The sequence below is a fragment of the Zavarzinella formosa DSM 19928 genome, assembly GCF_000255705.1.
GTDB classification, from domain to species: Bacteria; Planctomycetota; Planctomycetia; order Gemmatales; family Gemmataceae; genus Zavarzinella; species Zavarzinella formosa.
In genome coordinates this window covers 312,544-336,066 of sequence record NZ_JH636444.1, presented here as the reverse complement: position 1 = coordinate 336,066, position 23,523 = coordinate 312,544, and the positions used below count along the sequence as shown (strand labels likewise).

Below are 23,523 nucleotides of genomic sequence, written 5' to 3'. Positions count from 1 at the left end.
CCACACAAGTATTCACTGCCGACGAACTAGCATAATGCCCCAATGATCAAAATCGTCAACGAAACAAACGAACGAAAAAGAATTACTGATGTCTGATGCGTTGCCCTGGCAGATTTCATGAAAATGAAATATTGTATCGTGTTTATTGATGTCACGATCAATATTCCAATCCATGGAATTGAAAATATACTATTGCTTCCGTGTGAGTTGACTGGCTCAAGAATAGGATAATCGGGAAGCAAGATCGTCCATATTGCGTATAATGCGATCAAAAAAACAACACCTGCCCCAGAGACAACCAATACAATATAAGTGGTAGGATTCACTTGGCTCATGCCGAATCGCGATGCCATTTGGTTCTGTCGTTCAGCATCCGCCCGCCCATGACGCACGGTTCTGACACACACATACCCAGATACGATCAGCACCACCAATCCGGCAATCACATTAATGATCATAAAAATCACCGAAGACAACTTCTGAATGACGATTGCATCGTCGAATCGAAAATTAAAATCCAGTAAAAACATAATACCATGGAGAAACAGTCAGATAGCCTCCAAACAACGAAACACCACCCTCAAAATACAAGCCCCAACCGCTTCCCCATTGCGTTCCGGCATTTACAGCCCCATTCAAGTTCGATGCTGTGATGCCCCAGTAGTGACCTGGCGACACTGTCTGATACGGTGCCCAAGTTAATGACACACCAACGGGGGTTCCAAGACTAATTTGGGGGCCCACATACCAATGCGTCAGCCCGCTATAAGTATCATATTGAAATCCGGTATTTATACCTAAATTCACTGGAACATCAAAGATTACAACCGGATATCCAGCAGTAACATTTAAATCATAATAGCCACTATTCTTTGGAAAAATGCGGTCGAGCAAAGGAGCGAGTCTTCCTCTCGCTGCAATCAATACGGGCCCGCCTGCTGCTGCACCTGCTCCGCCCACCATAGCCCCAGCAGGCCCTGGACCGACTTGAGGTTGCTGTCGTCCCGGCTGCTGTTGCTGGCCGACGGCAAAGAAGCCATTGCCTGGGAACGCTGCACCCGGTCCTCCGGCTTGTTCCAGATCGTTCACATTCACCCGCATCAGGTTGACGGCGCCGAGGGGTGCTCCCATCCCGGCGATCACCGCCCCCGGCGGCGCGGCGATCAACGGCGAGGCCAGCGCCCCGCCCAGGCCGAAGCCGGCCCCGCCCCCGTTGCCGTTGACCGGCGAATACCCATAAGGATTGCCCGGTCCGGCGCCGACGCCCCCGAAGTAAGCCGCGCCGTAGTAGCCGGCGTAACTGGCGGTCTGGTCATACGAGCTGGCGTAGTTGCTGCCGCTGGTCGAGCCGCTGGCGTCGGTGTTGCTCCACTGCGTTTCCGTGGTCCCGGTCATGTGGTTTGTCGTGCCGCTGCTCACCATCGGGAAGCCGTACCAGTTCGGAGCGACGGTCCACGAGGTCGCGGCCGAGTACGTGTCGGCCGTGTAATTGTGGTTCGACCACGAGTTGGTCGACGCGGAGGTCGAGGTCGAGGTCGTGTACGACGACCCGGACCCCGAGCCGGAGCCGCTGCCCGAGTAGGAGTAAACCACCGAGGTCGTGGTGGTGGTGTAAAAACCGGAGCTTGATTGCTCCCGCTCGACCAGGCCGTCGGTCGTGGCGCTTCCCGAAGTCACCCACTGGCCGTCGACCACTTGGGATTGCGTCGAATAATCGGTCGACAAAATGTCTCGGCCTCGCTCGCTGGCGTAGTTGCCCCAGGACCAGCCGGAGTCCCCTGATGTGGAAGCGGAGCCGGACTGGCCGCTGGCGGAATAGGTGTCGGAGTACGTCGTGTTCCCCGTGGCGCTTCCCGAACCGCCCGTCATCACCCATGCGCTCCCCTGAATCGCATAAGAGGCCGCGCTGTCCCAGTCCGACACATGCGTCTCGCTCTCGCTCAGCGAGCCCGACATGATGCCGTTTTGATAGGTCCCGCTTCCGGAGAGCGAGTCGTTCGCGCTCCCCGAGAGCGTTCGCTGTCCGTCGCCGGCATAGCTCCAGGAACCGACGGCGTTTTCCGCCCCGTCAAAGGAGAAACTGTACGACGAACTTGAGCCGCCGTCGGCGGAGACGGCGCCGGCGGCCGAGCCGCCCGGCAGCGTCCGCGTATAGGAACCGGCGGCCGAGTACGACTGGTTCCGGTCGCCGTCAACCTGGCCGCTGGCGCTGGCCCCGACCAGATCCCAATTGCCATAAGAATTGAGCGAATAGCCCGCGACGCCATCATACTCGGCGTGATTGTGGCCGCTGTCGTTGTTGGTCTGCGTCATTGAGCCGGAATAATACCCGTAGGCATAGGGGCTGCTCGAAGCCACGCTCACGCCGCTGGTCCACGAGGCGGACCAGGAGGCGTCAAAGCTGCCGGCGGTCGAGTCGGCGCGGGCTCCGGTTGTGGTCCAGTTTCGGTCGGCGCCCAGCGTGACATCTTCGGAAATCACCGTCTGGCGGGTGATGGCGTTGTCCCGATCCCAGTTGAGCGACATGCCCGAGCCGGAATAACTTCCCGAGGCGACATCGGAAAAATAGGCGCTCGCCGAACCGGCGGCCGTGCCGGAACCGCCGACAACAGTCCAGTGATCGCTTGAGGCCGAGCCGCTTGCGGAACCGGGCGAGTCGTCGTAGCTCCAGTGTTGGGAAGTCGAATAAGCGAACGAGGTGTCGCCCGACTCGTCGATCACTCCGGAGCCGTACGACACACTGCCGGAGGATGATCCGCCGGAGGACGAACCGCCGGAGACATAGGGAACGGTGAAATTCGTGTTCGAGGCCAGCGACATCGCGGCGGCCAGCGGAGCGGGGAGTGTCTGGGGATCGGGGGAGAGACCGAGGCCGGTTTGAGAGACGGAATACGATCCGTCACCCGCGTAACTCCAATTGGAGCTTCCAGAGTTGGTTTTGGTCCAGTCGCCGGTCGTCCCCCAGCTTCCATTGGAGCCGAGTGTTTTGTCGTAATGGCCCGAATACGCGGAGTGGTCCCAGCCGCTCTCGTCCCACGTCCCTTCGATGGTTGCGTCACCGCGTTGATAACTATAGGTTCCGTCCGGGAGAGAGTAGCCGGTGTTCGTCGCCCCCGAATCATCCTCGGTTCCGGTTCCACTGGCCACGGTCCAGACTCCCGAGTTCGAACCTCCCGCCGAGCCCGACCCGGACGACTCGGAATAGTTCCATCGCTCGGTCAACTGGGAGGCGGCGCTTCGATAACCCGTTTCCGTCCGCGTGCCGGTTCCCTGATACGCCGTCGACGTCGGGGACATCATTGAATAGCCCGATCCCGAGCGGGAGTATGAGCCGCTGCCATCCCAGTTCCAATAGGAACCGCTTGAGCTGGTTCGGGTTTGGTATCCCGTCGAATGCCAGTTTTGGTCCGAACCAAGCGTTTTGTCGAAGTGAGTCAGAAACGACGAACTTGTGCCGCCATGCTCCCCCCATGCGCCGTTGATGGTCGTGCTGCCGCTGAGGTAGCGGTAGGTCCCGTCGGCGAGCGAATAGCCGGTGTTCGTTGTTCCGAACGTGTCATCGGTCCCCGTGCCGCCGACCACCGTCCATGTCCCGATGATCGTGGCGCTAGTCGAACCGCTCGCCGAACCCACGGCTTCCGCATAATTCCACGATTCTGTTGACTGGCTTGAGGCGCCGCGATCGCCCGACTCCGTTTGGCCCCCGCTTCCCAAATACACCGGCGTTGTGGAGGCCGAGCCGGAGGCATAGGCATAGGCGCCGCTTCCCGCCCAGCTCCAATCGGAGCCCGTGGACGCCGACTTGTCCCAAGTTCCGGTCGCCAGCCAGTTCTGATCCGAGCCAAGCGTCCTGACATAGTGGGCCGCGAACGTCGAGTGGGCGGCGCCGTTTTCTTGCCATGTCCCGCTGATCGGAATCCCGGCGTCGCGGTAAGCGTAGGTTCCGTCCGTGAGCGCATATGAAGTGTCCGTGGTTCCATAATTATCGACGGTTCCCGTGCCGCTGGCGACGGTCCACGTTCCGACCACCGTGGCACTGGTCGATCCACTCATCGACACCACGGCTTCCGCATAATTCCACGATTCCGTCGATTGGTACGACCCGCTGCGGTTGCCCGATTCCGTTTGAATCCCGCTTCCCAAATACACCGGCGTTGTCGTCGAGGCCGACGTGGAGCCGGATGACGAACCGGACATGGAACCGGAGGAGGAGGCATAGGCATAAGCACCGCTGCCGTCCCAGTTCCAGGCCGAGCTTCCCGAGGCGGTCTTGCCCCAGGTTCCGGTCGCCAGCCAGAGCTGGTCGGAGCCGAGCGTCTGTTCGTAGTGGGCCGCCGTGGTGGAATGATCGGCGCCGCTTTCCCCCAGGTTCCGTTGATTGTCACCCCGGCGTTCCGATAACTGTACGTCCCTCCCGAGAGGGAATAGCCGGTGTCCGTGGTTTCCGAGTTGTCCACGGTTCCCGTGCCGCTGACGACGCTCCAAGAGCCGGTCATCGTGGCGCCAATCGCCGAGGCGGTCCCGGCATATTGCCATGTCTGACTGTTGCTGTTCGAAGAAAGACTGCTCCCCGCTTCGGTGCGGACGCCCGTTCCCAAATACACCGGCGTTGTCGTCGAAGACGAGCCCGAAGACGACGAACCCGAGGAAGATGAGCCCGAGGAAGACGAACCCGAGGACGACAAGTCAGAATACGCATACGAACCGCTGCCTTGCCAGCTCCAATTCGAACTGCCGGACGAAGTTTCGCCCCAGCTTCCGGTGATGTTCCAGACCCCCGCCGAGCCCAAGGCCCATGACAAATGGCTGGAGATCGCCCTTGTCTCGCCACCGTCTTCGTTCCAAGAACCCGAAACGGTCGTGCTTCCGCTACCCGAGTAGGCGTAGGAACCGCCGGAAAGCGAATAGGTCCGGGTGTCGGCGCCGGAATCGTCTTGCATGCCCGAACCGGCGGTCAACGACCAGCCGCTGCTGGCATACGAATAAGTCTCGCTGAACCCGTAACTGGTGTCGAGACTGCCCGTCTCTTGCTCGGTCCCGACGCCTGTGTATTGCGGTGCGCTCGAATCCGAACCGCTGGCGGCCGGCGTGGCGTATGACCCGCTGCCGGAATAGGCGTAGTTGTTCCAGCCCGATTGGGTGACCAGCGACGTTCCCGTTGTCGTCACGCCGCCACTGGAGCCGAGTGTCGCCGTGCGATGGAACGACGTGCTGTAGGCGCTCTCGACGCCGTTGCTGGCGCTGATCGTTCCTGCGAAGCTCGCGGAACCCGTCCCGCCGAATGGTTGCGAATAGGAGGCCGTCCCCGCCATGCCTTTGACGATGTGGCCGGAGAAGGTGTCATGTCCGTCGATGACGCCCGTGCTTGCGTCGTAGTCGGAGGAAATCGTCCGGTGATAGGTTGAAACCTCGGACGTGGCCCACGTCATCGGAACCGACCAGCTTCCGGCCGCGAAGGGGGACGCCTCCTGGCCGCCGATGGTTTTCGTGAGGGACGACTCCAGCGTCCAGGAAACACTTCCCGCCGCCGTGCCGGTGATGGTCAGGTCGTAGGACGACGAGCCGTTTTCCGAGGGGGTGTAAGACAGGCCGAGCGACGAGGCGAAGCCGGCCGTGTAACTGTACGAATAGCCCTCGTGATAACTCCAGTCCCCGTTGCTTTCAACGGCTTCGTCAATGCTGAACAGGCCGTTGTAAGAGACGGTCGTGGGGACGGTCGTGCCGTCGGCCAGTTCATGAGTTCCCGAACTGGTTCCGCCCAGGGGCTGGCTGAGGGAATAATTCTCCGTGACCGAAATGGCCGGAACCGAGAGCGAATCAATCGCGGGACCGCTGAGCAGTTGAAAGGGATTGCCCTGAAAATCGGCCGACGACAAGGCGCGAGCATCCCCCTGCATGGTCGGGTTGGAGGCAAAGGACGGGGTGTTCGCCGAACCGGCCGCAGGGCCGCCGGAGGCCGTTCCCGTCCAGCCGCTGCCCCAATAACCGGAGGCCGGATTGCTGGAACCAGAACCACCGCCGCCACCGCCGCCCGAGGAGGCGGAACCCGACGAGGAGCCGCCGCTCGAACCGCTCCCCGAACCGGAAAACGATTCGCTGCCGCCCGACGAACCGGAACCGGACGAGGAATCACTGCCGCTGCCGCTGCCGCCGGACGACGAGCCCCCGCCGTCGCCCGACGACGAACCGTCCGAACCCGAGGACGAGCTGCTTCCCGAAGAACTGCCCGACCCCGACGAACCGGCTGACGAGCCGCTTGAGGACGACGAACCGGCGCTCATGTCGAAGAAGCCGCCGAGCCAGGAGATGGCGGCCATGTCCGACAGAAACGTGCCGGCCGCCAGCCGCTCTTCCAACGGCGGCAGTTGCAGTTTGGCGGGGGATTGTTTGCCGGCGGATTTCGGGGCGAGCGCGTGTTGACGGAAGAGTTCGACGATCCATCGCTTTATGGACGATCCCACGGGTGAGAGAGCAGGATAATGACGAGTTTGACGATTACGACGGCGAATCAGCGAGCGGGCAAATCTTAGCCGGACGGTTTCCGCTTGCAAGAGCAGGCTCTCAGAATTTTCTCATTTTTCCATGACAGTCAACCGGCTGTTTGGGTTCGCCGTCCCGGATGGATTCCGGCGATCCTGCGGCAAACGGACGATGCGAACCGCCCTATTCGGCGCCAACCGGGGGGGCCTCTTCGGCGACGGCGGGCGGGTCGGCCAGATCCTCGCTCTGGCTGTCCTCGCCAAAATGCAGCGTGAAGGTGGCCGTCCGCTCCCGCTCGATCCCGGAGTCCTCCCAGCCAAAGGGGAACGCCCCGTGGTGCCACAGCCGGATGGTCGTGTCGGCCACGATCCGGTAGCCGCTCTGGCGGGCTCGCTCGCAAAACGAATAATCCTCGGCCAGATACCACAGCCCGTCCTCGATCGGATGCAGCATCGACTGAAAAAACGGAATCGACGGCGAGCCGAACCGCTCGTTGGTGGTCGGCAGGTTCATCCGCTTCTGGACGGTCAGATAGACCTCCCGGCGGATGTGCAGGAACCCCGCCCCGACGTAAAGCATCTCGTTCAGGCCCCCCTGGCGGCCGAACACCAGTTTGCGGGTGCCGGGCATGACGTGGCAGGCCAGGGCCCGCGGGCCTTTCTGCGGATAGAGGCCGCAGCTCAGCGGCAGGCCATGCGACCGCAACCGGTCCACGTGGTCGGCCGAGAACTCCACGTCCGAGTCGATCCACATCGTCTCCTCGAACCCGTCGAGCAGGGCCTCGGTGGCCAGTTGGTTGCGGCCCTGGTCGATCGCCGAGAAGCCCCCCGCCCGCCGGACCACGTAGCCCCGCCGCTCCAGTTCGCGCAAACCGTTCTCACAGGGGGGATGGATGAAGCCGAGATAGGGAACCAGCACCGCGCACCGTCCCGGATCCAGCGGGTGGTCGGTCTTCGGCTGCGATTGCGGTCGGGGGGGCTTTTGCGGGGGACGTTCCGAGCGGACGCCCGGCGCCACGACTTGTTTGTCGCGGGGGATCCGGGCAAACTCCAGGGCGGCCCGCTGGGCCTCCTCGGTGTATAGGGTTTCACGCATGGGGCAGATGCGGATGTTCTGGGGATATTTGCGGACCAGTTCATCCAGACGTTGCCCGTATTCCTGCCAGTAGCGGCGGATGCCGTCGGCCCGGTGCGGCACGTCGTATTGCGGAAAGCAGCCCGACCGCAGCGGGTCGGAAAGCAGGCCGGGTTGAAGGTTGAGGCTCCAGTGATCGATGCGGATGCGGCCCATGCCGTCCAGGAAACGCTCGAAGCTGGCGACGACCTCCTCGCGGGGCCGTTGCATCGCCAGAATCCGGATGGACGGGTCGGCCCGGATGGCGTCCTCCAGATAGGGGAGATAAAACGAGCCGGCGTCGACCAGCAGTCCGGGGCCGCGCTGACGGCGCATCCGCTCCAGGCGGGCGGCGATGACGTTGCGCTCCTTGACGGGCTGCCAGGGCAGCAGCGGCTGCTCGTCTAGGGTGGCCTTCACGCCGGCCTGCCGGCCGAGCAGTTCGAGGAGGGACACCATTCCACAGCGGCCCGTTCCGACGACCAGCACGATTTGTTGCCTGGGCATGTTGATTTCCAAGGGGAAGAGAGAAACGGCCGGGAAAATCAGGCCGGCCGTTGTTCCGCGGGCCAGGCCAAAAGGGCGCTGTTGGGGAGAATCATCCGCAGCCGGATCTGCTCGACGATCTCCTCCTCCTTCCACCAGCGCAGCCGCTCGACCAGCGAAACATACGGGTCTGCCGCCATCGCGTTGAACAGCCGAAAATGCCCGTATCCTTGGGCGGCGACAAAGCGGATCAGTTCGATCGAGAAGTCAATGCCGTTGAGATGCGGCTCAAATTCGAGACAGAGCAACGGCCGGTCTCGCTTCAACAGTTGAACAGCTCCCCGCAGAAGCGCGAGTTCGCTCCCCTGGGTGTCCGACTTGAGCAAATCAACGCGGCGGCCGGTCCACCCGGCCAGTTTCTCGTCGAGGGTGGCCGTGGTCACCTCTTCGCGGCGCTGGCCGCCGCCATGCACCAGCGAGTGATAACCGAGGTTTCTCTCGAACACCTGCAGCCGGGCGGTCCCGGAGCGGTCGGACATGGCCAGCCGGTGCGTCCGGATCGGGGCGGCCTCCGGCTCCATCTGCGCGGTCAGCAGCGAGTTGACCGACAGCAGGAAGAAATTCTCGGACTCGGGTTCGACGGCGATCACCTCGCCCGAGGCCCCGGCCGCCCGCGCGAACAGGACGGAAAAATAGCCGATGTTGGCGCCGATGTCGAGGACGGTCATGTCGGGCCGCAGCAGCGACAACAGGGCTTGCGTCTGGGCCGGCTCCCACATTCCCTGCTTCGTCAGTTCGGCCGAAATGACGTGGTCGCGGTCGTTCAGGTGCGACACCATCGGAAACCCGAGGGAGTCCACCAGTTGATGGGTCGCCTCCCCGAAATGCGGGGCGGGGAGGATCTGGACCACCTCGGAATTGGGCTGAAGAAGACGGACGGGTATCCGTCCGCGCCGGAAACCGGACGGGATGACAAGTTGCCGTTGAAGAATCACAAACGATCCTTTCCAGCCGGGAGAGGCGTCGCGGCCGGACGGGAAGGCATCCCATCGGTCAACCGGGGCGATGTTTTCAGAAACTTTTGGTGAGAAAGTCGCCGCGAATCATAACAAGATGGATTCGATTGTAGGAACGGCCGGACCGGCAGCAACTCCGGGCCGACTGAAAAGAGGCTATTTTGGCGCCGCTCTTTCGCCCGATGCAAAAACTCAAGCCGCCGTCATGAAAAGAAAAATGCGCCGGCGAGGAATGGTCAGTGGAGCCGGGATCTTTGCGAATTTCTGACATCCCGCCCTGTAGGCCCTCAAACTCCTCCGGCGCCGGTCATTCATGGGACAAGGCGGTTTCCCCCGCCCAGGCGGCCAGCGCGGCGGCGAGGACCAAGTCATCGTGATCACGTTCCCGCCAGGCCCCGAGCGTCTCGTTCGCCGAGACCGTGATTTTCACCCGAAAGGCCTCCAGTTCATTGACCAGCGTGCCGACCTCGGGAAGCGAACGGGCGATTTGCAACCGTCGGGTTTGCAGGAGCAATTGCAGGATGCCGACCAGTTCCTTCTTGGGCACATGAAATCCCCGTCCCTCTCTGCCCGCCATGATGTTTGACCCGCCGGTGGTGGTCACTGGGCACATTGAACAGGTGACGTTGCCCCGCAGGGCATCGGCGAGCAGATCGACCACCGCCCGTCCCACGCCGGTCTGGTCGACCACCAAGAACGAACCCCGAAGCGCCGGGGTCTTCAACAATTCAACAACGGAGGCGACCATTTCGGGATAGGGCGTGCCCAGGGGGAAACGGGCCAGGTGGGGCACGGCATAGGAAGGCTTTCGGTCAGTTTTCGTTTCCCCGCCCGTCAGCCGGGGACGGCTTAACACCGCGATCGCCGTGTAATCCCGGGCCTGTCCCAAGTCCAGTCCCGCGAAGTATCGCGTCACCATGGCCAGCCTCCGGGGCCGGGGAACAACTCGTCGAGCACTTTCTGGGTGTCGGAGGGCTCGCCATGCGAGAAGGAATCCGGTGCATATGGCGGGAATCGCCCGGCATGCCAGACGGCGGGGGCCGCCGCCAGGACCAAATCATCGTGCGGTCGCTCCCGCCAGTCCATGTCGGCCGTGGTCGCCAGGATGATTTTCGCCCGGAAGGAATTCAGTTCTTGAAGAAGCAGTTCGGCATGGGGGAGGCCGGAGGGAATTTTCAACCGTCGTCCCTGCAACACGAGTTGCAGGCTTCCGACCAGATCCTTCTTGGGAACCGACACCAGTCCGAACACAGAACTCTCGACCATCTCCCCCGTCCCGTTGGTGATGATCACCGGCTTCACCCATCCCGACCGGATCACCTGGCTGAACAATCCGACCACCTGGGCGCCCACGGCGGTCTGGTCGGTGATCACCGCCGGATGCGGCAGATTCGGCCGCGAGATAATCTGTTCCACCTACTCGGCGATTTGCCGGTACGGGGCGCCGGGCCGGAACCGCTCCAGGTGCCGGACGACGCAAATCCCCTCGTCCGTCTGCTCGATCACCGCCAGCCCGGTGTGTTCGCCCGGCGGTCCCGGATCCAGTCCCAGCACAAATCTTGACATCTCAATCCTCCCCGGCGGCCGGGAACAACGGCCGGACGTCGTCGGACAACGCCGCCCGGATGTCCTCGGCGGCGAACACGGCGTCGACGGTGGCCTCGAACGAACACAAATATTCCTGGCGATACCAACGTTCCCCGAGCGACCGGCGTTCTTCGGCCAGAAACTCCGGCGAGATCCGGGGACATTCCGGGGCCGTGATCCGCACCCGTTTCCAGTTGTTGGTTCCGTGCCATTCGTCATAAAACCAGCCCCGCTGTCCGAACGGGGTCGACAGGGCCGCCAGCCTTCCCTTGGAGACGGCGAGCATTGGCCGCACGGCGTAGTACAGCGCGTCGGACACGCGGGCCGCCTCGTCGATGATCAGCAGGGCCACCTCTCTGAAGCCGCGAACCGTTCCCTCCGTCCCCGGCAGCGACACGATCCGCGATCCGTTGGCCAGTTCCATCTGCAGGGTCGTCTCCCGCACGGCCGGGACCGGCCTGCCCAAGGCGTTGTTGAGCGAGACGATTTTGCGGAACAACTCTCCCGACTGGCGCAGGGTCGGCGACAACACCAGCACGGGAAAACCGGGCCGGGTCAGGGCCGACCGCAGGGCCAGGGCCGCCGAGACGGAGGATTTTCCGGCCTGGCGGGAGCACAGCAGCAGGGTCCGTTCGGCTTCGCTTCGTAGCACGTTCTCTTGCCACGGGTCGGGGCTCAGCCCGGCAGAGGACATGAAGAGGGTGGGGTCGTCCCGCAACCGTTCCAGGAGTTCGCCGTCACGACGCAACTTTCGGACGGCTTGTTGCTCCAGTCCCGCCAGTCGTCGGCGCAGTGCGGCCACGGCCATGGTTCATGCCCCCGCGCCAAGTTCGGTTTCGAGTCTGGCAATGCGGTCCTGCAATTCGGCGGTTTCCCGCAGTCGAACCCCGAGTTCCAGCACGGCCCGGGCCGCCCCCAGCCGGGTGGCGTGCGGGGACTCGTGTTTCATCAGGTCGACCAGCGTCCGCACGGCCTCCACGGCCGAGGCCGTCAGCATTGATGTCGCCCGCTGAAACATCTCGCCCCGCAGTTCCCGCAGACGGGCCCGGAACACCGGGTCCTGCAACCGCCGTTTGACGGTGGTGACGCTTGTGCCCGCCTTCGAGGCCGCCGCGTCATAGGACGCGCCACACGCCAAGGCGAGCAGGAGCAGATCGTCGATTTGATTTTTGGGAAGCCGAGGCATGCGACACCGCCGACGGTTGTCGGCCTGTTGAACTTATTTGAGCCCGTTTGGCCCCGGTTGGGGGCTTTGAACGGGCGGGGCTTTTGGTCTGATCTCCCCAAACATCTGCCCGCTTGGGCAAACGTCGGCGAACAAACCGGGCGTCGTTCAGGTTGTGACTTTAGCCGGGTGTGTCACGGCAAGAGAAATCCGCTCGGCCTTTCGACCGGTGAATGCCTCCCAGCGATTCACGATCACGTCGGCGTAGAGCGGGTCGAGTTCCATCAGGAACGCCTTCCGTTCCAACTGCTCGGCGGCCATCAGCGTGCTGCCGGAGCCGCCGAACAGATCCAGCACGTTCTCCCCGACTCGGGAGGAATACTCCAGCGCCCGCTTCGCCAGTTCGACCGGTTTCTCGGTCAGGCGGACCATCGCCTGGTGGCTCACCTTCTTGACCGACCACACATCGGTGGCGTTGTTCGGGCCGTAAAACTGATGGGCCGACCCCTCCCGCCAACCGTAAAAGCACCATTCATGGTCGCTCATGAAATCCTTGCGGCCAAGCACCGGATGCTGCTTGTGCCAGATGATCGCCTGCGAAAAGTACAGGCCCGCCTGCCGCATCGCCCGGGGATAGTTGCCGCAATTCACATACCCGCCCCAGATATAGAACCCCCGCCCCGGCAACAACACCCGGGCGGCGTTGCCAAACCAAGCGTCCAGCATCCCGTCAAACTGCTCGTCGGTGACGAAGTCATTCTTCAGGGGCCGGTCCTTGGGCCGGAGCTTTGCCGTGGTCGGTTTGGACTTGCCGGGATGACGGGCCAGGTCAAAGTCCTGATGATGTTTCGCGGGCGGGGTGTGATTCGACGGGAACGAACTCAGTCCGGCGGCGATGGCGTTGTTCGAGCGGGGTTCGACGGCCACGTTGTAGGGGGGATCCATGTTGACCAGATGGACCGGATTTCCGTCGAGCAGCCGGTCCAGGTCGGCGGGCCGGCCGCTGTCGCCGCACAGCAGCCGGTGCGATCCCAGGATCCACAAGTCGCCCGGCCGGGTGACCGGGTCGTCGGGGGCGGCGGGGATTTGGTCCTCGTCGACCAGCCCCTCTTCGCCCGGCGATCCGATCAGGCGCTGAAGCTCGTCGGCGTCGAAGCCGGCGAGGTCGAGATCATAGTCTTTTTCCCGCAGGGACATCAGCTCGGCGATCAGCTTCTCCTCGTCCCATTCGGCGATGGTCGCCGTCTGGTTGTCGGCGATCCGGTAGGCTTGGGCCTGCTCCGGGGACAAGCCCGTGGCGACATGCACCGGGACTTCCGAAATCCCGAGTTGAATGGCGGCCTTCAACCGGGTGTGGCCGACGATCACCACGCCCTGTTCGTCGACGACGATCGGCTGCCGGAAGCCGAACTCCCGGATGGAACGGGCCACCGCCTCGACGGCCGCGTCGTTCGTGCGCGGGTTGTTCGCATACGGCCGGATCGATCCGACGGGACGCATTTCGACAAGCATCGGACATCCTCCGGAATCAGGGGGCAAAAGGAAGTACACCGGCGTTGGAGAGGTGTGTCGGGAAAATTTGAACTTTTGCCTCGAAAGAGACTCTTGAATGTCAACCAGCAGGGGTGGATTCACCTCCGGAAACTGGTCCGGAGCCGCGCATTCCGGTCCAGGCGTCGAGGCATTCGGGAAGGGTCTTTCGCAACCCTTCGGCGATCACCCGCGCGGCCTCGGTGTTTCCACGACGGGCGTCCGCCCGACACTCGTTGAGTTGGGTTCGGATCGCCCGGAGATGCGTCGGGTCGTCTGTCCGACGAATGGCGAGTTCTTCGAGTTCGCGAAGCAAGGACTCCAAATTGTCGTCAACGGCGCCCCCCGTGGCCGTCTTCAAAACGGTCGAATCAGCCGTTGGGTCGAGGTCAGGGTGATTTCGGGAATCCCACAATTGATCTCCGGCATTCTGGGGGACGGAGTGTTTTTCACGATACGAGCCGGTGTTTTGACCACCGTCGGCATCATCTCGTTTTGCGAAAATCCCTTTGTTTTCAGGGGGAGTTTGCAATTCGACCGGCTTGCCCATGCGTTCTCCCTCCGAACCACCGGAGCGATTCTGGGAATTGTGAGAAACGATTTCCCCGGGGTGTGGTTGGGAGAGGGAGGGATGGGACTCGTACCACGGGCTGGGCTTGCGTCCGGCCCCGCCCCGCTCGCCCGTCCGCAACAGCCGGATCACGTGATACCGTTCGGCCGACTCCAGGACGGGGTCCAGCTCTTCGATCGTCTTCCAGGTCCCCTTGAAGGACTGATACAGGTCTCGCTTCTGAAACCGCACCTGCTTTTTCCGAACGATCCAGTCCCTGACACGACGGACGCCCTCCAGGCGCTCGTCCCGGTCGGCGAAGGCGACGACCTTCCGGAACTGATCCTTGAAATACGCGACCAGGTCCGCTCCCCGCCGCATCGCGGAGCCGGACAGGCTGTTCAGATCAACCGACGGGTCGCCGGCCCAGTCCAGGGCGTGCAGGACCAGCGCCAGGCGGCAGGCGTACGCCCGCAGCTTTTTCCACGGCCCCCGTAGCGAGGACGGGAACTCGTCCCGGTTGACCTCGTTCGCGTGACGGCGGGTGAACTCCCGCCACTCCCGTTTTGCCTCCGCCGACAGGCGCACGGTCGTCTCTCCGCCGGGCAGGTCGTCGCCGAGACGGGTGACGATCCGGCTCCAGCAATCCTCCCGTCCCGGCTCCAATTCCCGGTATTCCTCGGCGATCTCCGGCAGCAACTCCGGCCAGCAGAACAAAAACCGGTCCAGGCCGCCGTCGTCGCAGGCTGTTCCCCCGGGCGTCTGCGACCGGATCGACCGCACCAAATCCGGCTGGATCCCCCCGAGAATCGACACACACGGCTTGCGGACAAAAATCGGCGGCAGCCCCTCCCGCAAATCGGCCTTTCGCTTGTGGTCGATCGTCGCCTGCGACCAGACGGACAGGTACACCTGACGGTCGTTCCCCGACCCGCCCTTGTATTGGTTCAGTCCCTGGAACAGTCCCGACAGCTCGTCGAACAACAACGGGAAGCCCCGCGGGTTGTGAAGCAACATGAAGGTCAGCGACTCCGTGGTCGTTTCCCGCGCGACGGCGATTCGGAGTTCCGGACGGGGCGTTTGATCATCTTCGCCGGGATTGGCTCGTTCCCGCTTTTTCCATTCGGCCAGTTCTCGCCGGTGGCGGTCGTTGAACTCCCGTTGCCGGTCGTCCAGCGCCCGTCCGAAGTGGTCTGTCACCGGGGATTTGGCGGCGCCGGGAACGCCGACGAGGCTGGTGAACAACAGCGCCGGCTGGTGATGAGTCGGCGTGATCCGGAGCCGCAGGGCGTTGCCGACGACCCCGGCCGCCACCGTCAGGGCGGCGGCCCCGGCGTAGTCCGGCGGGGCGTTCATGCACCAGGCAAGCTGGCGGACATACTCACCCAATGATTCCGGCAGGGCGTCTGCCGGGAACGGGAGGAAGGCTCGCGACTCGTCGATCTCCACCAGCTCGGGCCAGGGGTCGCCGCCGTCTTCTGCTGGATTTTCCCCGACGGGCTTCCCGGAATTCCCACAATCCCCATAATTCAAAATTCCCCGCGAATTCGCAAGATTTTCGTCAAACAGCGACCGGTTCCCCACAACTCCCGCAATCCCCTTCCACATCCCCAGAATCGCCCGGATCACCCCCGGTCCGTCACTGACCAGAAGTTTGCCCAGGGTTGTCCAGCCGGTGATCGGAAGCCCCAAAGCCCCCTTCTCAAAGCTGGCGTGCAAAACCTTGAGTCGCCTGTCCCCCTCCTCGTCCCCGGTGACGCAGGCCAGGGCCGAACAGACCCGCCCCGCTTCTTGATGAGAAAAACCGTCGCGGCACAACGCCCCCGCCAGGGCTAGAAACGCATCCTGCCGGGAACCCGGCCCGGGCCAGTGCCGGGCCAGCAACGCCACCCCCGCCGTCAGGGTGACCGCCCGCCGGAGCACGGGGAGTTCAATCAGTGGCAATTCCCCGTGCTCATCCCACTCAATGGCCTCGCCCGAAATATGAATGCCCGGAGGCACAACAGTCTGGCCGCCGGTGGACCGGAGTTCGACCAGGCAGGTTTTTCCCTCGTCCACGTCGAGAAACTTGTCCGAGGCTTTTTGGGGCGGCGCCCCGACCCGATACCACCAGTGCGACCGGGGCTTGCCACGGCGGCCGCTAATCCAACCGGTCTTCGGCAGCAGCAGGTTCCCGGCCCGGATCGCCTCCGGGGCGTCCAGGTCGACATCGATCAAGCCCTCCGACGGTTCTCCCAACAGCAGGCCGATGTTGCAGGCCGGGCGGGCGGGGAACAGCCGGGGCAAGTCGTCGACCGTCGGCCGGAGTTGCTGCCACTTGAGAATGACCGGGGACTTCCAGCCCCCTTGCCGCGGAATGGGAACTGGCATGAATCCCCGGTCCCGATACCAACGAGCGGCCGACAGGGCGTCACCGGATGTCGGGAACGGATCGAAAGCCATGATTTTCTCCGGTGACATGGAGAACCGGAGAACCTGATGCCGGGCATCCGGGCCGACCGCCTTCTCGAAAGTGTTTTCAACAATTCCGGGGCAGGGCGTCCTCAGCGGCCGCCGATTCGTTCGACCTCGAACGCCTCGCCGCCAAACTCGCTCTCCAAAAATCCCGCGAGAATCCGGTTGAAATCGAGGCCGGCCGGGGTGCCCGCCTCGACAACGCATTCGCGGGTCGCCGGGTTGAATCGGTGCCGGACGTCGAGGGCCATTTCGCCGGAACCGTGCAGGCTGCGGGTGGCGATGACCGTCAGCAACAACGTTTCGGCGATCGCCCCGCCCTCCACGCCCCCGGCGAAACGATAACGGTAGGTCTGCGCGCTAATGATGAATCCCCGGCCCCCGGTCACGTGAAGGACATTGAGAATGACTACACTCCCCGCCCCGCGGGTTGGCGGCCGTTCAATCTGTTTCGCCGCGAATCTCCGACCATCGATGGGCGATCCGTCGGATCATCCCCCTAACGGCTGAGCGGGTGATCCGCTGTTCGCGGGCGACCTGACTGGCGTTTTTGAATCGCAGTTCCCCGGCCAGTTCCCGCAACGGGGGCGGAAGCGACCGGATCATCGCGGCCAAGTCGGCCGCCCGGATGGCGTCGGCCAGGGGATCGGAGCGGTCGGCCAACTGGTCGGCCGGGATCCCCCCGGCCCTCACGCCCTCACGAACCCGGCGGTTCCATTCGCGCATGAGGTTGAGCGACAGGCGGCGGACCGCCACATGCGCGTACCCCCCGAGATCGCCTCTCTCGGGATCGAACCCCGCCATCTTGGGCCAGAACCGGCGGAACAATTCCTGCCCCAGTTCCTCCCGGTCGGCCGGGGTGAACCGGTTGCGCCGGGACAAAACCTGAACCCGTTTGCGGATCACCTCCAGAACGATTTGGAGGTCATCGGCGGCTCGTTCGGCTGACATTTGCGGACTCCGGGGCCGCGAACCGAAGTTGCTTGTGACGATGCGTTTGCGCCTGTCTCCCGGCCGGACGGCCGGGGGCGTTTGCGGGTGATGGTGTTCGCATCGCCACAAACGCCTCCCGGTTCGGGCCGGCCATTTGTCGGTTGGATAGATGGTTAAAAGAAGACCGGTCAGGAAGCCGTCGGAGAAGGGTGTTCGATCAACGCCCGGAACGGAAGGCCGTGTTTGACCTCCAGGGAGGCGATGTCGCCTGTCCCGATTTGGTCCAGCAATTGGAACAGCTCCAGGATTTGCCATTTGAGCTGGAAGTTTGGGGCGTTTGACTCGGGCCGGGGGCCGTTGTCCCCGCCGAATTTGTGCTCGGTGATCCGTCCGGGCGCCGGGTCGAGGACCGGCTGGCCCCGTTCGACGCGCAGATCGACGATGCGGCCAAAGTTGACCTCCCGCATCAGTTCGACCAGTTTGCGGCGGGCGGGGGACAGGTTCGCCTTGGATTGTGTGTCGTTCATCAAAAAACTCCCTCGCTTGGTCGCGAGCTTCCCGTCATGACCGCGACCCGGCGAAGAGGCTGGTCACAAGGGAAATTTCACCGCCCCGTGTGGCGGCAGGCTTGTTGGCTCGCCGGGCCTTCCCTCATGCCCGGATGGCGCCACAACCCGCGTGGCCTCCGCCACATTTCGCGTGGCGGATCAGAATTTCCTCAGATTTCCGTCTCCCATTTGATGTCATCGGCCGGCCAAAAGCAGGGGTTCTTTCCGCCTTGGATAGACGCCTTCAAGTGCTCCGCAAAGGAAGGCGAGTCTTTGGCGATTTCGTCCCTGACTCGTTTCAGGGCGCCACCGACCGCCTTCCGGACGCGTTCCCGGTCGTTTGAGTCTTTCCGCAAGCGTCCGCCAAGCCCCTTGGCTGTTTTGATTTCGGCGGCCAGCTGTTCGATCTCTTCCTGCAAACGTTCCTGATGGCCGAAGTCATGGTTCTCCCTGGCCTCATCCAGTTCCTCGTTAAGCTCGATCAGGCGGGCCCGATAGGTGGACAAGGCTTCGTGGTCCGTCTTTTCGCCGGCGTCGCCCAAGGCATACCGTTCTTTGTGTTTTGCAACCCGGCAAGCCATGTCGACCGCCGACAAAGGCTGACGAGGGCTTGACAGAAGCATGTGCAAATAGGCGGCTCCTTTTCCCGCAAGAAGGATCACGAATTCTCCCTCCGCAAAACGGTATTCCCAAGCGGCGACACCGCGACGTCGGAAGATGTGGCTCGCAACCGGCTGCCCGGTTGTTTCTTTTTCCGTCTCCTCCTGATCCGCTGCGAAAGCATGAGAACTCGAATCGCTCACCATTCGCACAAGGCATGTCGGGGGAAGCGTCCGCTGGCGGATCCCTTTGACGTGCTCACGAAGCACGTCCTCCAAGACGCCTTTGATCTGCCTCGCGTGATGTTTGTGGAGATCGAAGATTTTCCGCGCCGCCTCGTCGGGAGACTCGGGCAAATGACGAACCACGCGGGCGATCTCGCCATAGCGGGAACAGAATTCCAGCGCAGACATTCGATCAATCCGGTCCGCCGACTCCAGATAGGCCGCGAGCAACAGTTTGGAGTCCCCGTCCGCCCGGTCCCCCATGATCAAGTCCGCGCCGTATTTGTCGGCGGGATCATGGTCCCGCTGACCGGCGGAGAGCACGGCAAAACGCCGGTCGACGCATTGCGAACACAACCCGCAATGCGTCTCATCTTTGCTGATTTGCCAGATGTGCGTGCAACTTGTTGACCAGCCGATCATCTCCCCGCACCCAGCGTCGGCGATCAGCCGCGCCACGTCGGACTTCGTCTTCCAGAGAAAAGGGTTCTCGACCGCGAACGGCGCGTCGGCGAGCAAGCTGAACAACCGGGCAAACCCGGCGAGCGTTCGGGGATGAGTGGTCCGGGTGGCCCGGCCCCCGACCACTTGAGGGGACAGAGGCAAATTGAGACTGACCACCCCGTTCTCGTAAAACCGGAGGCGTCGCAAGCCGATCATCGTGGCGATGGTCATGCCGAGGGTGGCGAACAAAAACGAGCGGGAACGCTGGGTGTAATCATGGGTGAGATCCTTCGCCTTGTTGACCCGGACGGGAAGATGCATGGGCCGGTGAATCCCCGCCTTCTGATCGAGCAGAAAAAGCAGCCGACGGTGGCGATTGGAAAGTTTGGGGCTTGACCGATGGTTCACCAACAACACGCGGCGACGGTCGATGACGGACTCCCGGATCGCTCCGGCCAGGGAATCCAGCCCTCCGGAAAACATGACAACTTCCTCGATGATTCCGTCAAACGCGGTGGTTCCGAAATCAATCTGTCCCCGCAAGTTTTGGGCATCCGTCGCCTGCTCGAACTCGGACTCATAGGTGTCGTCGGAAAGGAATGTCAGCGTCGCAATCAGTTCGTTCAACAATTCCCTCCGTCGCCACCGGGCCGGTTGACGAACGGGAATCCGAAACCGCAGTGTCCGCCTCCATTCCGAGCCGATCTCGGCGTTTTTCTTGTCTTCCGAGGCAAGTGTCCGAAAGCGGGGAATCACCTGGTCCGCGCAGTAGACGTAGGCGGCGATGTCGATCAAATCGAGCAGCGAGTCCGGCACGTCTTTGTACATGGATCTCTGCAGATCCTCGATGCGCAAATAGACGTTTCTTCCCGGCCCCCGAATCCGCAGCCGGACAGCCTCCGGCGCGCCGGTCGGAAGAGCCAGATCGCAGAGATGTCCGCACAAGATGAGGTGTTCATTTGCCATGACCGGCCGCCCCCTGTTTGAGCTCGTCGATCAGCTTGGTCATCGCATAACTGTGGAAATTTTCGACATCCTTGCGGGTGATCTTCCCGCCCGTCATGAAGCGCTTTTTGCAGAACCATTCCCCGGCGTACTTCTCGACAATTTTCGACGCCTCCCGGCAGTGCGTTTCCATGGCGTCGGTGAACTCCGCCTGCTCGGCGAGCGTCCGAAACCTCCGACCGTCGCCCACATGCTCCGCGAGCGTCTTGCTCAGGAAATAGTCCAGGCATTTGTTGACAAATCTTCCGTAGTAGTGTTTGGCAAACAATGAAAACTGCTTCTCGGTTCCGAGCGACCCGAGGGCTTCGCGAACATCCTCCGTGGAGGTTCCAAACAGGCTGGAGGTTTTCTGGCCGATGATCGTCGAAATCGTCTCTGCGACGGCGGTTTGAGACATCTCCCCGAGATCGGTGCGCCGGAATTTGGTCAGGCTGGCGGCGTCCAGCGAATCGCTCATCGCCCCCATGATCTCGATAAGTCCCGGATTGTTGGAGACGTTCAGGCCGAGTTGACGCAACGCTTCGGGAAAGTCTGGCGTCCGTCCGGCCATGACCACCCGGATCATCAGCCAGACGCTTTCGACGACCCCCTTGTCGTCGCCCGCCATGCGAAGTCCCTTCCCGGCGGCCTCGATGGAGGCCTTCGCCACTTGGGCCGCGCCCGCCCCGTGACGGATCAGCCCGACGACTTGCTTCCATTCGCGGGTGCGTGGGAGCTGGCCAAGCAAGACATGTCCCATTGCCTGCGGCTCCAGGGATCACCTTGTTTTGACAAAGGTGTTGACGAGTGAGTGAACGATCATCAAACCTTAAGCCCCGGCGCGCCCGGCCCGCGATGTCAGTCGATCAGTTTTTGGCAAGTTTTCTCCACATGGCCCGTTGCTTCGACCAAGTCGGCTGTATCGTGACCGGCAGCAGATCCCGCAAAATCACCGGATCCCTCCCCTTCGCCACCGGCTCCAGAAACAGAAGTTCCTCCTGGATCCTCACATCCAGGTTGAGCAGGCTCATGATCTGGGTCATTCGGGCCCTCGTCACCCGGCCGAGGCGGGCGAGATGGGCGTAATCCCGGACGGTCTTGTCCCGGAGCAGCTTGTCGAAGCGAATCGCCAGGGCCATCAGACGGGTGACACGGGGAAGGCGGGATTGGAACTCCCCCTCCTCCGCACCGGGTCTGGAAGTCTGTTTGCGGCCAAAATCCACGGTGAAGGTCGTCGTCAACGGAGCGGTCATCGGCTGTTATCCCTGGGTTGGGTTTCGGCGGTCAGGGCCGCCAGCCCGTCGGGGTGGAAGGTAAGGCTCACGGTTCGGGCTCGCCCGTCGTAGTCCACACGATCGACCAGCAACCGGACGATCTTGCTCCGTTCCTTGGGCGTCAGTTGATCCCACACGTCGTCAAACCGGGCCAGAGCTTCTCTTGCCTCGTGTTCCGGCAGGCCAGGACGCTGGTTTGAGTCGCGTCGGGCGGTCGCCTTGAGCAGCCGGGTCTCCAACTGGCCAAGGCGTTCCTGCCAGTCGGCCAACTGTCGCAGAATTGTCGGGTCGGCGGTTCCGGCCAGTCGCAGCGATAACTCCCGCACCACCGATTCCCCTTGATTGCGCTCGCGTTCCAGCGACCGGATCTCCGCGTCGTCCTCGCGGTGCCGGGCCTCGTCAAGTTCGCGGGCCTGCCGGACCGTCTCCCGGATTAGGGCGGGATCGCGGCCGATCAGCCGGATCCGGTCGACCACCGCCCGTTCGATGCCGCCGGCCGGGATCGACTTGCTCGGGCACGTTCGATGGCCGTTCTTGGCGGCGTTGGTGCAAACGTAATAGCCGTAGCGTTTGTTTCCCTTCTTCGTGTGCGTCGGCGACATGAAACAGTCGCAGGCCGCACACCGCAGCACCTTCTGGAGCATCGCCTTGGAGGGGTTGCGAACCTCCGCTCCGCCCGTCGTTCCGTGGCGGTGCATCTGTGACTGGACTTTCCGGAAGGTCTCGTGGTCGATGATCGCCGAATGTTCACCGGCGTGCAGCTCGTTGCGATATTGGATCTGACCAATGTAGACGACGTTGGTCAGCAGCCGGTGCAGGCTCGTCCGGGTGATCGCCTGGCCGCCCCGTGTCGTGCCCCGTCGGGTCACCGTTCGCTTGTTGGCCCAGCCCCTTTCCCCCAGTTCCTCAACCACCGGAAGGAGCGACCCGTGGTCCAGATAGAGTTGGAAGATCGCCCGCACCCGTTCTGCCTCCTCATGGTTGATGACCAGCCTTGAGTTGACCGGGTCGCGGTCATAGCCCAGGGGCGTCAGTCCGCCAATCCACTTCCCCTTGCGACGCATCGCCGCCATTTTGTCCCGCGTCCGCTCGCCGATGATCTCCCGCTCGAACTGGGCGAAGGACAGCAGCACGTTCAGCACCAGCCGCCCCATGCTTGTCGCCGAGTTGAACTGCTGCGTGACCGCCACAAACGACACCCGTTGCCGCTCGAACTGGTCCATCAGCCGGGCGAAGTCCAGCAGGCTGCGGGACAAGCGATCCACCTTGTAGACCACCACGCAGTCGATCCTCCCCGCCGCCATGTCATCGAGCAGTCGTTTCAGGGCGGGCCGCTCCATGCTTCCGCCGGAATAGCCGCCGTCGTCGTACCGCGTGTCAAGAATGGTCCAGCCTTCGTGCTTCTGGCTGGCGACAAAAGCCTCGCCCGCCTCCCGCTGGGCGTCGAGGGAGTTGAACTCGGCGTCCAGCCCCTCCTCCGTCGACTTGCGGGTGTAGATCGCGCAGCGGACCCGCTCAGCGTTCGGAACCGGCAGGGCCGCCGGTGATCGTCGGCTCATGACTTCCCTCCCAGTTTGAAGAACGCGAACCCGTTGCAATGCGAACCGGTGACCGACTTGGCGACCGCCGACAGGGAACCAAACATTTCTCCGTCGAACTCGAAACCGTCCGCGGCGACCGTCACCCGGATCGTCCGGCCCTGGTACGCGCGGGTCAGAACCGTCCCGGCCGGAGGCAGACGCCGGTCACGTGTTTGCGGAAGGGATTGCGACGTGGCAATCGTCTGGCCGCCAAAGGCCTTTGGTTCGCCAGTGCCTTCCCTGGGCGGGGTCAGTCGCAGGTCGGCGTCGTCGGCGATCACGGCCGCCCGCTGGCGGGCCCGTTCGCTGAGGTCGCCTTCGGCCAGAACTTGCACACGCCAGGCGATCCGTTTCACCAGCCAGTGCTTGTGCCGGGATCGCGTGGACTCGCCGAACAGGTCGCGGTAACGCTCTCGAAGATCGGGAAGGGTCATTCGTTGAAGTTGCAGAATCTGTCGCTCAATCGGAACCATGGTCACTCTCCTCCATTGCGGGGTTGGGTCCCTCGGGACGTTAACCCGGGGGTGACAGTGACGCTCTTTTCGAGGGGAAGAT

General features: G+C 62.9%; 19 protein-coding genes. 1 reads left to right on the top strand and 18 read right to left on the bottom strand.

The genetic code is table 11. The features are described from left to right. Nucleotides 1–510: 510 nt before the first annotated feature. The 3 genes from BGIM_RS0130375 to BGIM_RS0130350 form a co-directional block, all read right to left on the bottom strand. Entirely contained in the window at nucleotides 511–4,197 is a 3,687-nt protein-coding gene (locus BGIM_RS0130375) for an RHS repeat domain-containing protein (RefSeq protein ID WP_157369536.1), read from the bottom strand. 2,466 nt (nucleotides 4,198–6,663) lie between these two features. Beyond that, the gene (locus BGIM_RS66590; RefSeq protein WP_020473443.1) at nucleotides 6,664–8,100 is read right to left on the bottom strand and encodes a glycosyltransferase family 2 protein; all 1,437 of its coding nucleotides are present in this window, start codon (nucleotides 8,098–8,100) and stop codon (nucleotides 6,664–6,666) included. Nucleotides 8,101–8,138: 38 nt separating this feature from the next. Continuing rightward, entirely contained in the window at nucleotides 8,139–9,074 is a 936-nt protein-coding gene (locus BGIM_RS0130350) for an FkbM family methyltransferase (RefSeq protein ID WP_157369535.1), read from the bottom strand. A 70-nt stretch (nucleotides 9,075–9,144) separates the two neighbouring features. On the opposite strand from BGIM_RS0130350, the gene BGIM_RS63485 reads away from it, so the two are divergent. Then, complete coding sequence (locus tag BGIM_RS63485; RefSeq protein ID WP_157369534.1) at nucleotides 9,145–9,363, top strand: hypothetical protein; 219 nt, start codon at nucleotides 9,145–9,147, stop codon at nucleotides 9,361–9,363. A 39-nt stretch (nucleotides 9,364–9,402) separates the two neighbouring features. Here the strand turns inward: BGIM_RS63485 and BGIM_RS0130335 are convergent, their stop codons facing one another. The 15 genes from BGIM_RS0130335 to BGIM_RS0130265 form a co-directional block, all read right to left on the bottom strand. Then, entirely contained in the window at nucleotides 9,403–10,014 is a 612-nt protein-coding gene (locus tag BGIM_RS0130335; RefSeq protein ID WP_020473439.1) for a phage terminase large subunit family protein, read from the bottom strand. Next, nucleotides 10,008–10,511, bottom strand: coding sequence for a hypothetical protein (locus tag BGIM_RS0130330; RefSeq protein ID WP_020473438.1), 504 nt, complete (start codon nucleotides 10,509–10,511; stop codon nucleotides 10,008–10,010). The genes BGIM_RS0130335 and BGIM_RS0130330 overlap by 7 nt, the downstream gene beginning before the upstream one ends. After that, entirely contained in the window at nucleotides 10,512–10,661 is a 150-nt protein-coding gene (locus tag BGIM_RS63480; protein ID WP_020473437.1) for a hypothetical protein, read from the bottom strand. A gap of 1 nt (nucleotide 10,662) precedes the next feature. Further along, nucleotides 10,663–11,490: a terminase large subunit domain-containing protein gene (locus BGIM_RS0130320; protein WP_020473436.1), complete on the bottom strand. Its 828-nt coding sequence runs from the start codon at nucleotides 11,488–11,490 to the stop codon at nucleotides 10,663–10,665. Between the two features lie 3 nt (nucleotides 11,491–11,493). Continuing rightward, nucleotides 11,494–11,868, bottom strand: coding sequence for a hypothetical protein (locus BGIM_RS0130315; RefSeq protein ID WP_020473435.1), 375 nt, complete (start codon nucleotides 11,866–11,868; stop codon nucleotides 11,494–11,496). A gap of 147 nt (nucleotides 11,869–12,015) precedes the next feature. After that, nucleotides 12,016–13,359, bottom strand: a complete 1,344-nt coding sequence (locus BGIM_RS0130310) for a DNA modification methylase (RefSeq protein ID WP_020473434.1) — start codon at nucleotides 13,357–13,359, stop codon at nucleotides 12,016–12,018. Between the two features lie 100 nt (nucleotides 13,360–13,459). Then, nucleotides 13,460–16,369, bottom strand: coding sequence for a DUF3987 domain-containing protein (locus BGIM_RS0130305; RefSeq protein ID WP_020473433.1), 2,910 nt, complete (start codon nucleotides 16,367–16,369; stop codon nucleotides 13,460–13,462). A gap of 101 nt (nucleotides 16,370–16,470) precedes the next feature. Further along, nucleotides 16,471–16,770 carry a hypothetical protein gene (locus BGIM_RS63475; RefSeq protein ID WP_020473432.1) on the bottom strand — a complete coding sequence of 100 codons (300 nt, stop codon included), beginning with the start codon at nucleotides 16,768–16,770 and terminating at the stop codon, nucleotides 16,471–16,473. 52 nt (nucleotides 16,771–16,822) lie between these two features. Beyond that, entirely contained in the window at nucleotides 16,823–17,332 is a 510-nt protein-coding gene (locus BGIM_RS0130295; RefSeq protein WP_020473431.1) for an RNA polymerase sigma factor, read from the bottom strand. 170 nt (nucleotides 17,333–17,502) lie between these two features. Beyond that, complete coding sequence (locus BGIM_RS0130290; RefSeq protein WP_020473430.1) at nucleotides 17,503–17,841, bottom strand: hypothetical protein; 339 nt, start codon at nucleotides 17,839–17,841, stop codon at nucleotides 17,503–17,505. Nucleotides 17,842–18,032: 191 nt separating this feature from the next. Then, on the bottom strand, nucleotides 18,033–20,096 hold the full coding sequence (locus BGIM_RS0130285) for a hypothetical protein (RefSeq protein WP_020473429.1): 2,064 nt from the start codon (nucleotides 20,094–20,096) through the stop codon (nucleotides 18,033–18,035). Continuing rightward, nucleotides 20,086–20,874, bottom strand: coding sequence for a hypothetical protein (locus BGIM_RS0130280; RefSeq protein ID WP_020473428.1), 789 nt, complete (start codon nucleotides 20,872–20,874; stop codon nucleotides 20,086–20,088). Before BGIM_RS0130280 ends, BGIM_RS0130285 begins: the two co-directional genes overlap by 11 nt. A 106-nt stretch (nucleotides 20,875–20,980) precedes the next feature. After that, nucleotides 20,981–21,367 (bottom strand): hypothetical protein, encoded by a 387-nt coding sequence (locus tag BGIM_RS0130275; RefSeq protein WP_020473427.1) that lies wholly within the window; start codon nucleotides 21,365–21,367, stop codon nucleotides 20,981–20,983. Continuing rightward, nucleotides 21,364–22,947: a recombinase family protein gene (locus BGIM_RS0130270; RefSeq protein WP_020473426.1), complete on the bottom strand. Its 1,584-nt coding sequence runs from the start codon at nucleotides 22,945–22,947 to the stop codon at nucleotides 21,364–21,366. The genes BGIM_RS0130275 and BGIM_RS0130270 overlap by 4 nt, the downstream gene beginning before the upstream one ends. After that, nucleotides 22,944–23,441, bottom strand: a complete 498-nt coding sequence (locus BGIM_RS0130265) for a DUF2924 domain-containing protein (RefSeq protein ID WP_020473425.1) — start codon at nucleotides 23,439–23,441, stop codon at nucleotides 22,944–22,946. Before BGIM_RS0130265 ends, BGIM_RS0130270 begins: the two co-directional genes overlap by 4 nt. Nucleotides 23,442–23,523: the final 82 nt, after the last annotated feature.

Bases quoted from the DNA above. Each gene is read 5' to 3' on its own strand.
- BGIM_RS63480 (WP_020473437.1), bottom strand. From the start codon at position 10,661: ATGTCAAGATTTGTGCTGGGACTGGATCCGGGACCGCCGGGCGAACAC.
- BGIM_RS0130305 (WP_020473433.1), bottom strand. From the start codon at position 16,369: ATGGCTTTCGATCCGTTCCCGACATCCGGTGACGCCCTGTCGGCCGCT.
- BGIM_RS0130315 (WP_020473435.1), bottom strand. From the start codon at position 11,868: ATGCCTCGGCTTCCCAAAAATCAAATCGACGATCTGCTCCTGCTCGCC.
- BGIM_RS0130280 (WP_020473428.1), bottom strand. From the start codon at position 20,874: ATGGGACATGTCTTGCTTGGCCAGCTCCCACGCACCCGCGAATGGAAG.
- BGIM_RS0130310 (WP_020473434.1), bottom strand. From the start codon at position 13,359: ATGCTTGTCGAAATGCGTCCCGTCGGATCGATCCGGCCGTATGCGAAC.
- BGIM_RS0130270 (WP_020473426.1), bottom strand. From the start codon at position 22,947: ATGAGCCGACGATCACCGGCGGCCCTGCCGGTTCCGAACGCTGAGCGG.
- BGIM_RS0130275 (WP_020473427.1), bottom strand. From the start codon at position 21,367: ATGACCGCTCCGTTGACGACGACCTTCACCGTGGATTTTGGCCGCAAA.
- BGIM_RS0130265 (WP_020473425.1), bottom strand. From the start codon at position 23,441: ATGGTTCCGATTGAGCGACAGATTCTGCAACTTCAACGAATGACCCTT.
- BGIM_RS0130285 (WP_020473429.1), bottom strand. From the start codon at position 20,096: ATGGCAAATGAACACCTCATCTTGTGCGGACATCTCTGCGATCTGGCT.
- BGIM_RS0130295 (WP_020473431.1), bottom strand. From the start codon at position 17,332: ATGTCAGCCGAACGAGCCGCCGATGACCTCCAAATCGTTCTGGAGGTG.
- BGIM_RS0130335 (WP_020473439.1), bottom strand. From the start codon at position 10,014: ATGGTGACGCGATACTTCGCGGGACTGGACTTGGGACAGGCCCGGGAT.
- BGIM_RS0130375 (WP_157369536.1), bottom strand. From the start codon at position 4,197: ATGTCCGGTTCGTCATCCGGCTCCACGTCGGCCTCGACGACAACGCCG.
- BGIM_RS0130290 (WP_020473430.1), bottom strand. From the start codon at position 17,841: ATGAACGACACACAATCCAAGGCGAACCTGTCCCCCGCCCGCCGCAAA.
- BGIM_RS0130320 (WP_020473436.1), bottom strand. From the start codon at position 11,490: ATGGCCGTGGCCGCACTGCGCCGACGACTGGCGGGACTGGAGCAACAA.
- BGIM_RS66590 (WP_020473443.1), bottom strand. From the start codon at position 8,100: ATGCCCAGGCAACAAATCGTGCTGGTCGTCGGAACGGGCCGCTGTGGA.
- BGIM_RS63485 (WP_157369534.1), top strand. From the start codon at position 9,145: ATGTTTTCAGAAACTTTTGGTGAGAAAGTCGCCGCGAATCATAACAAG.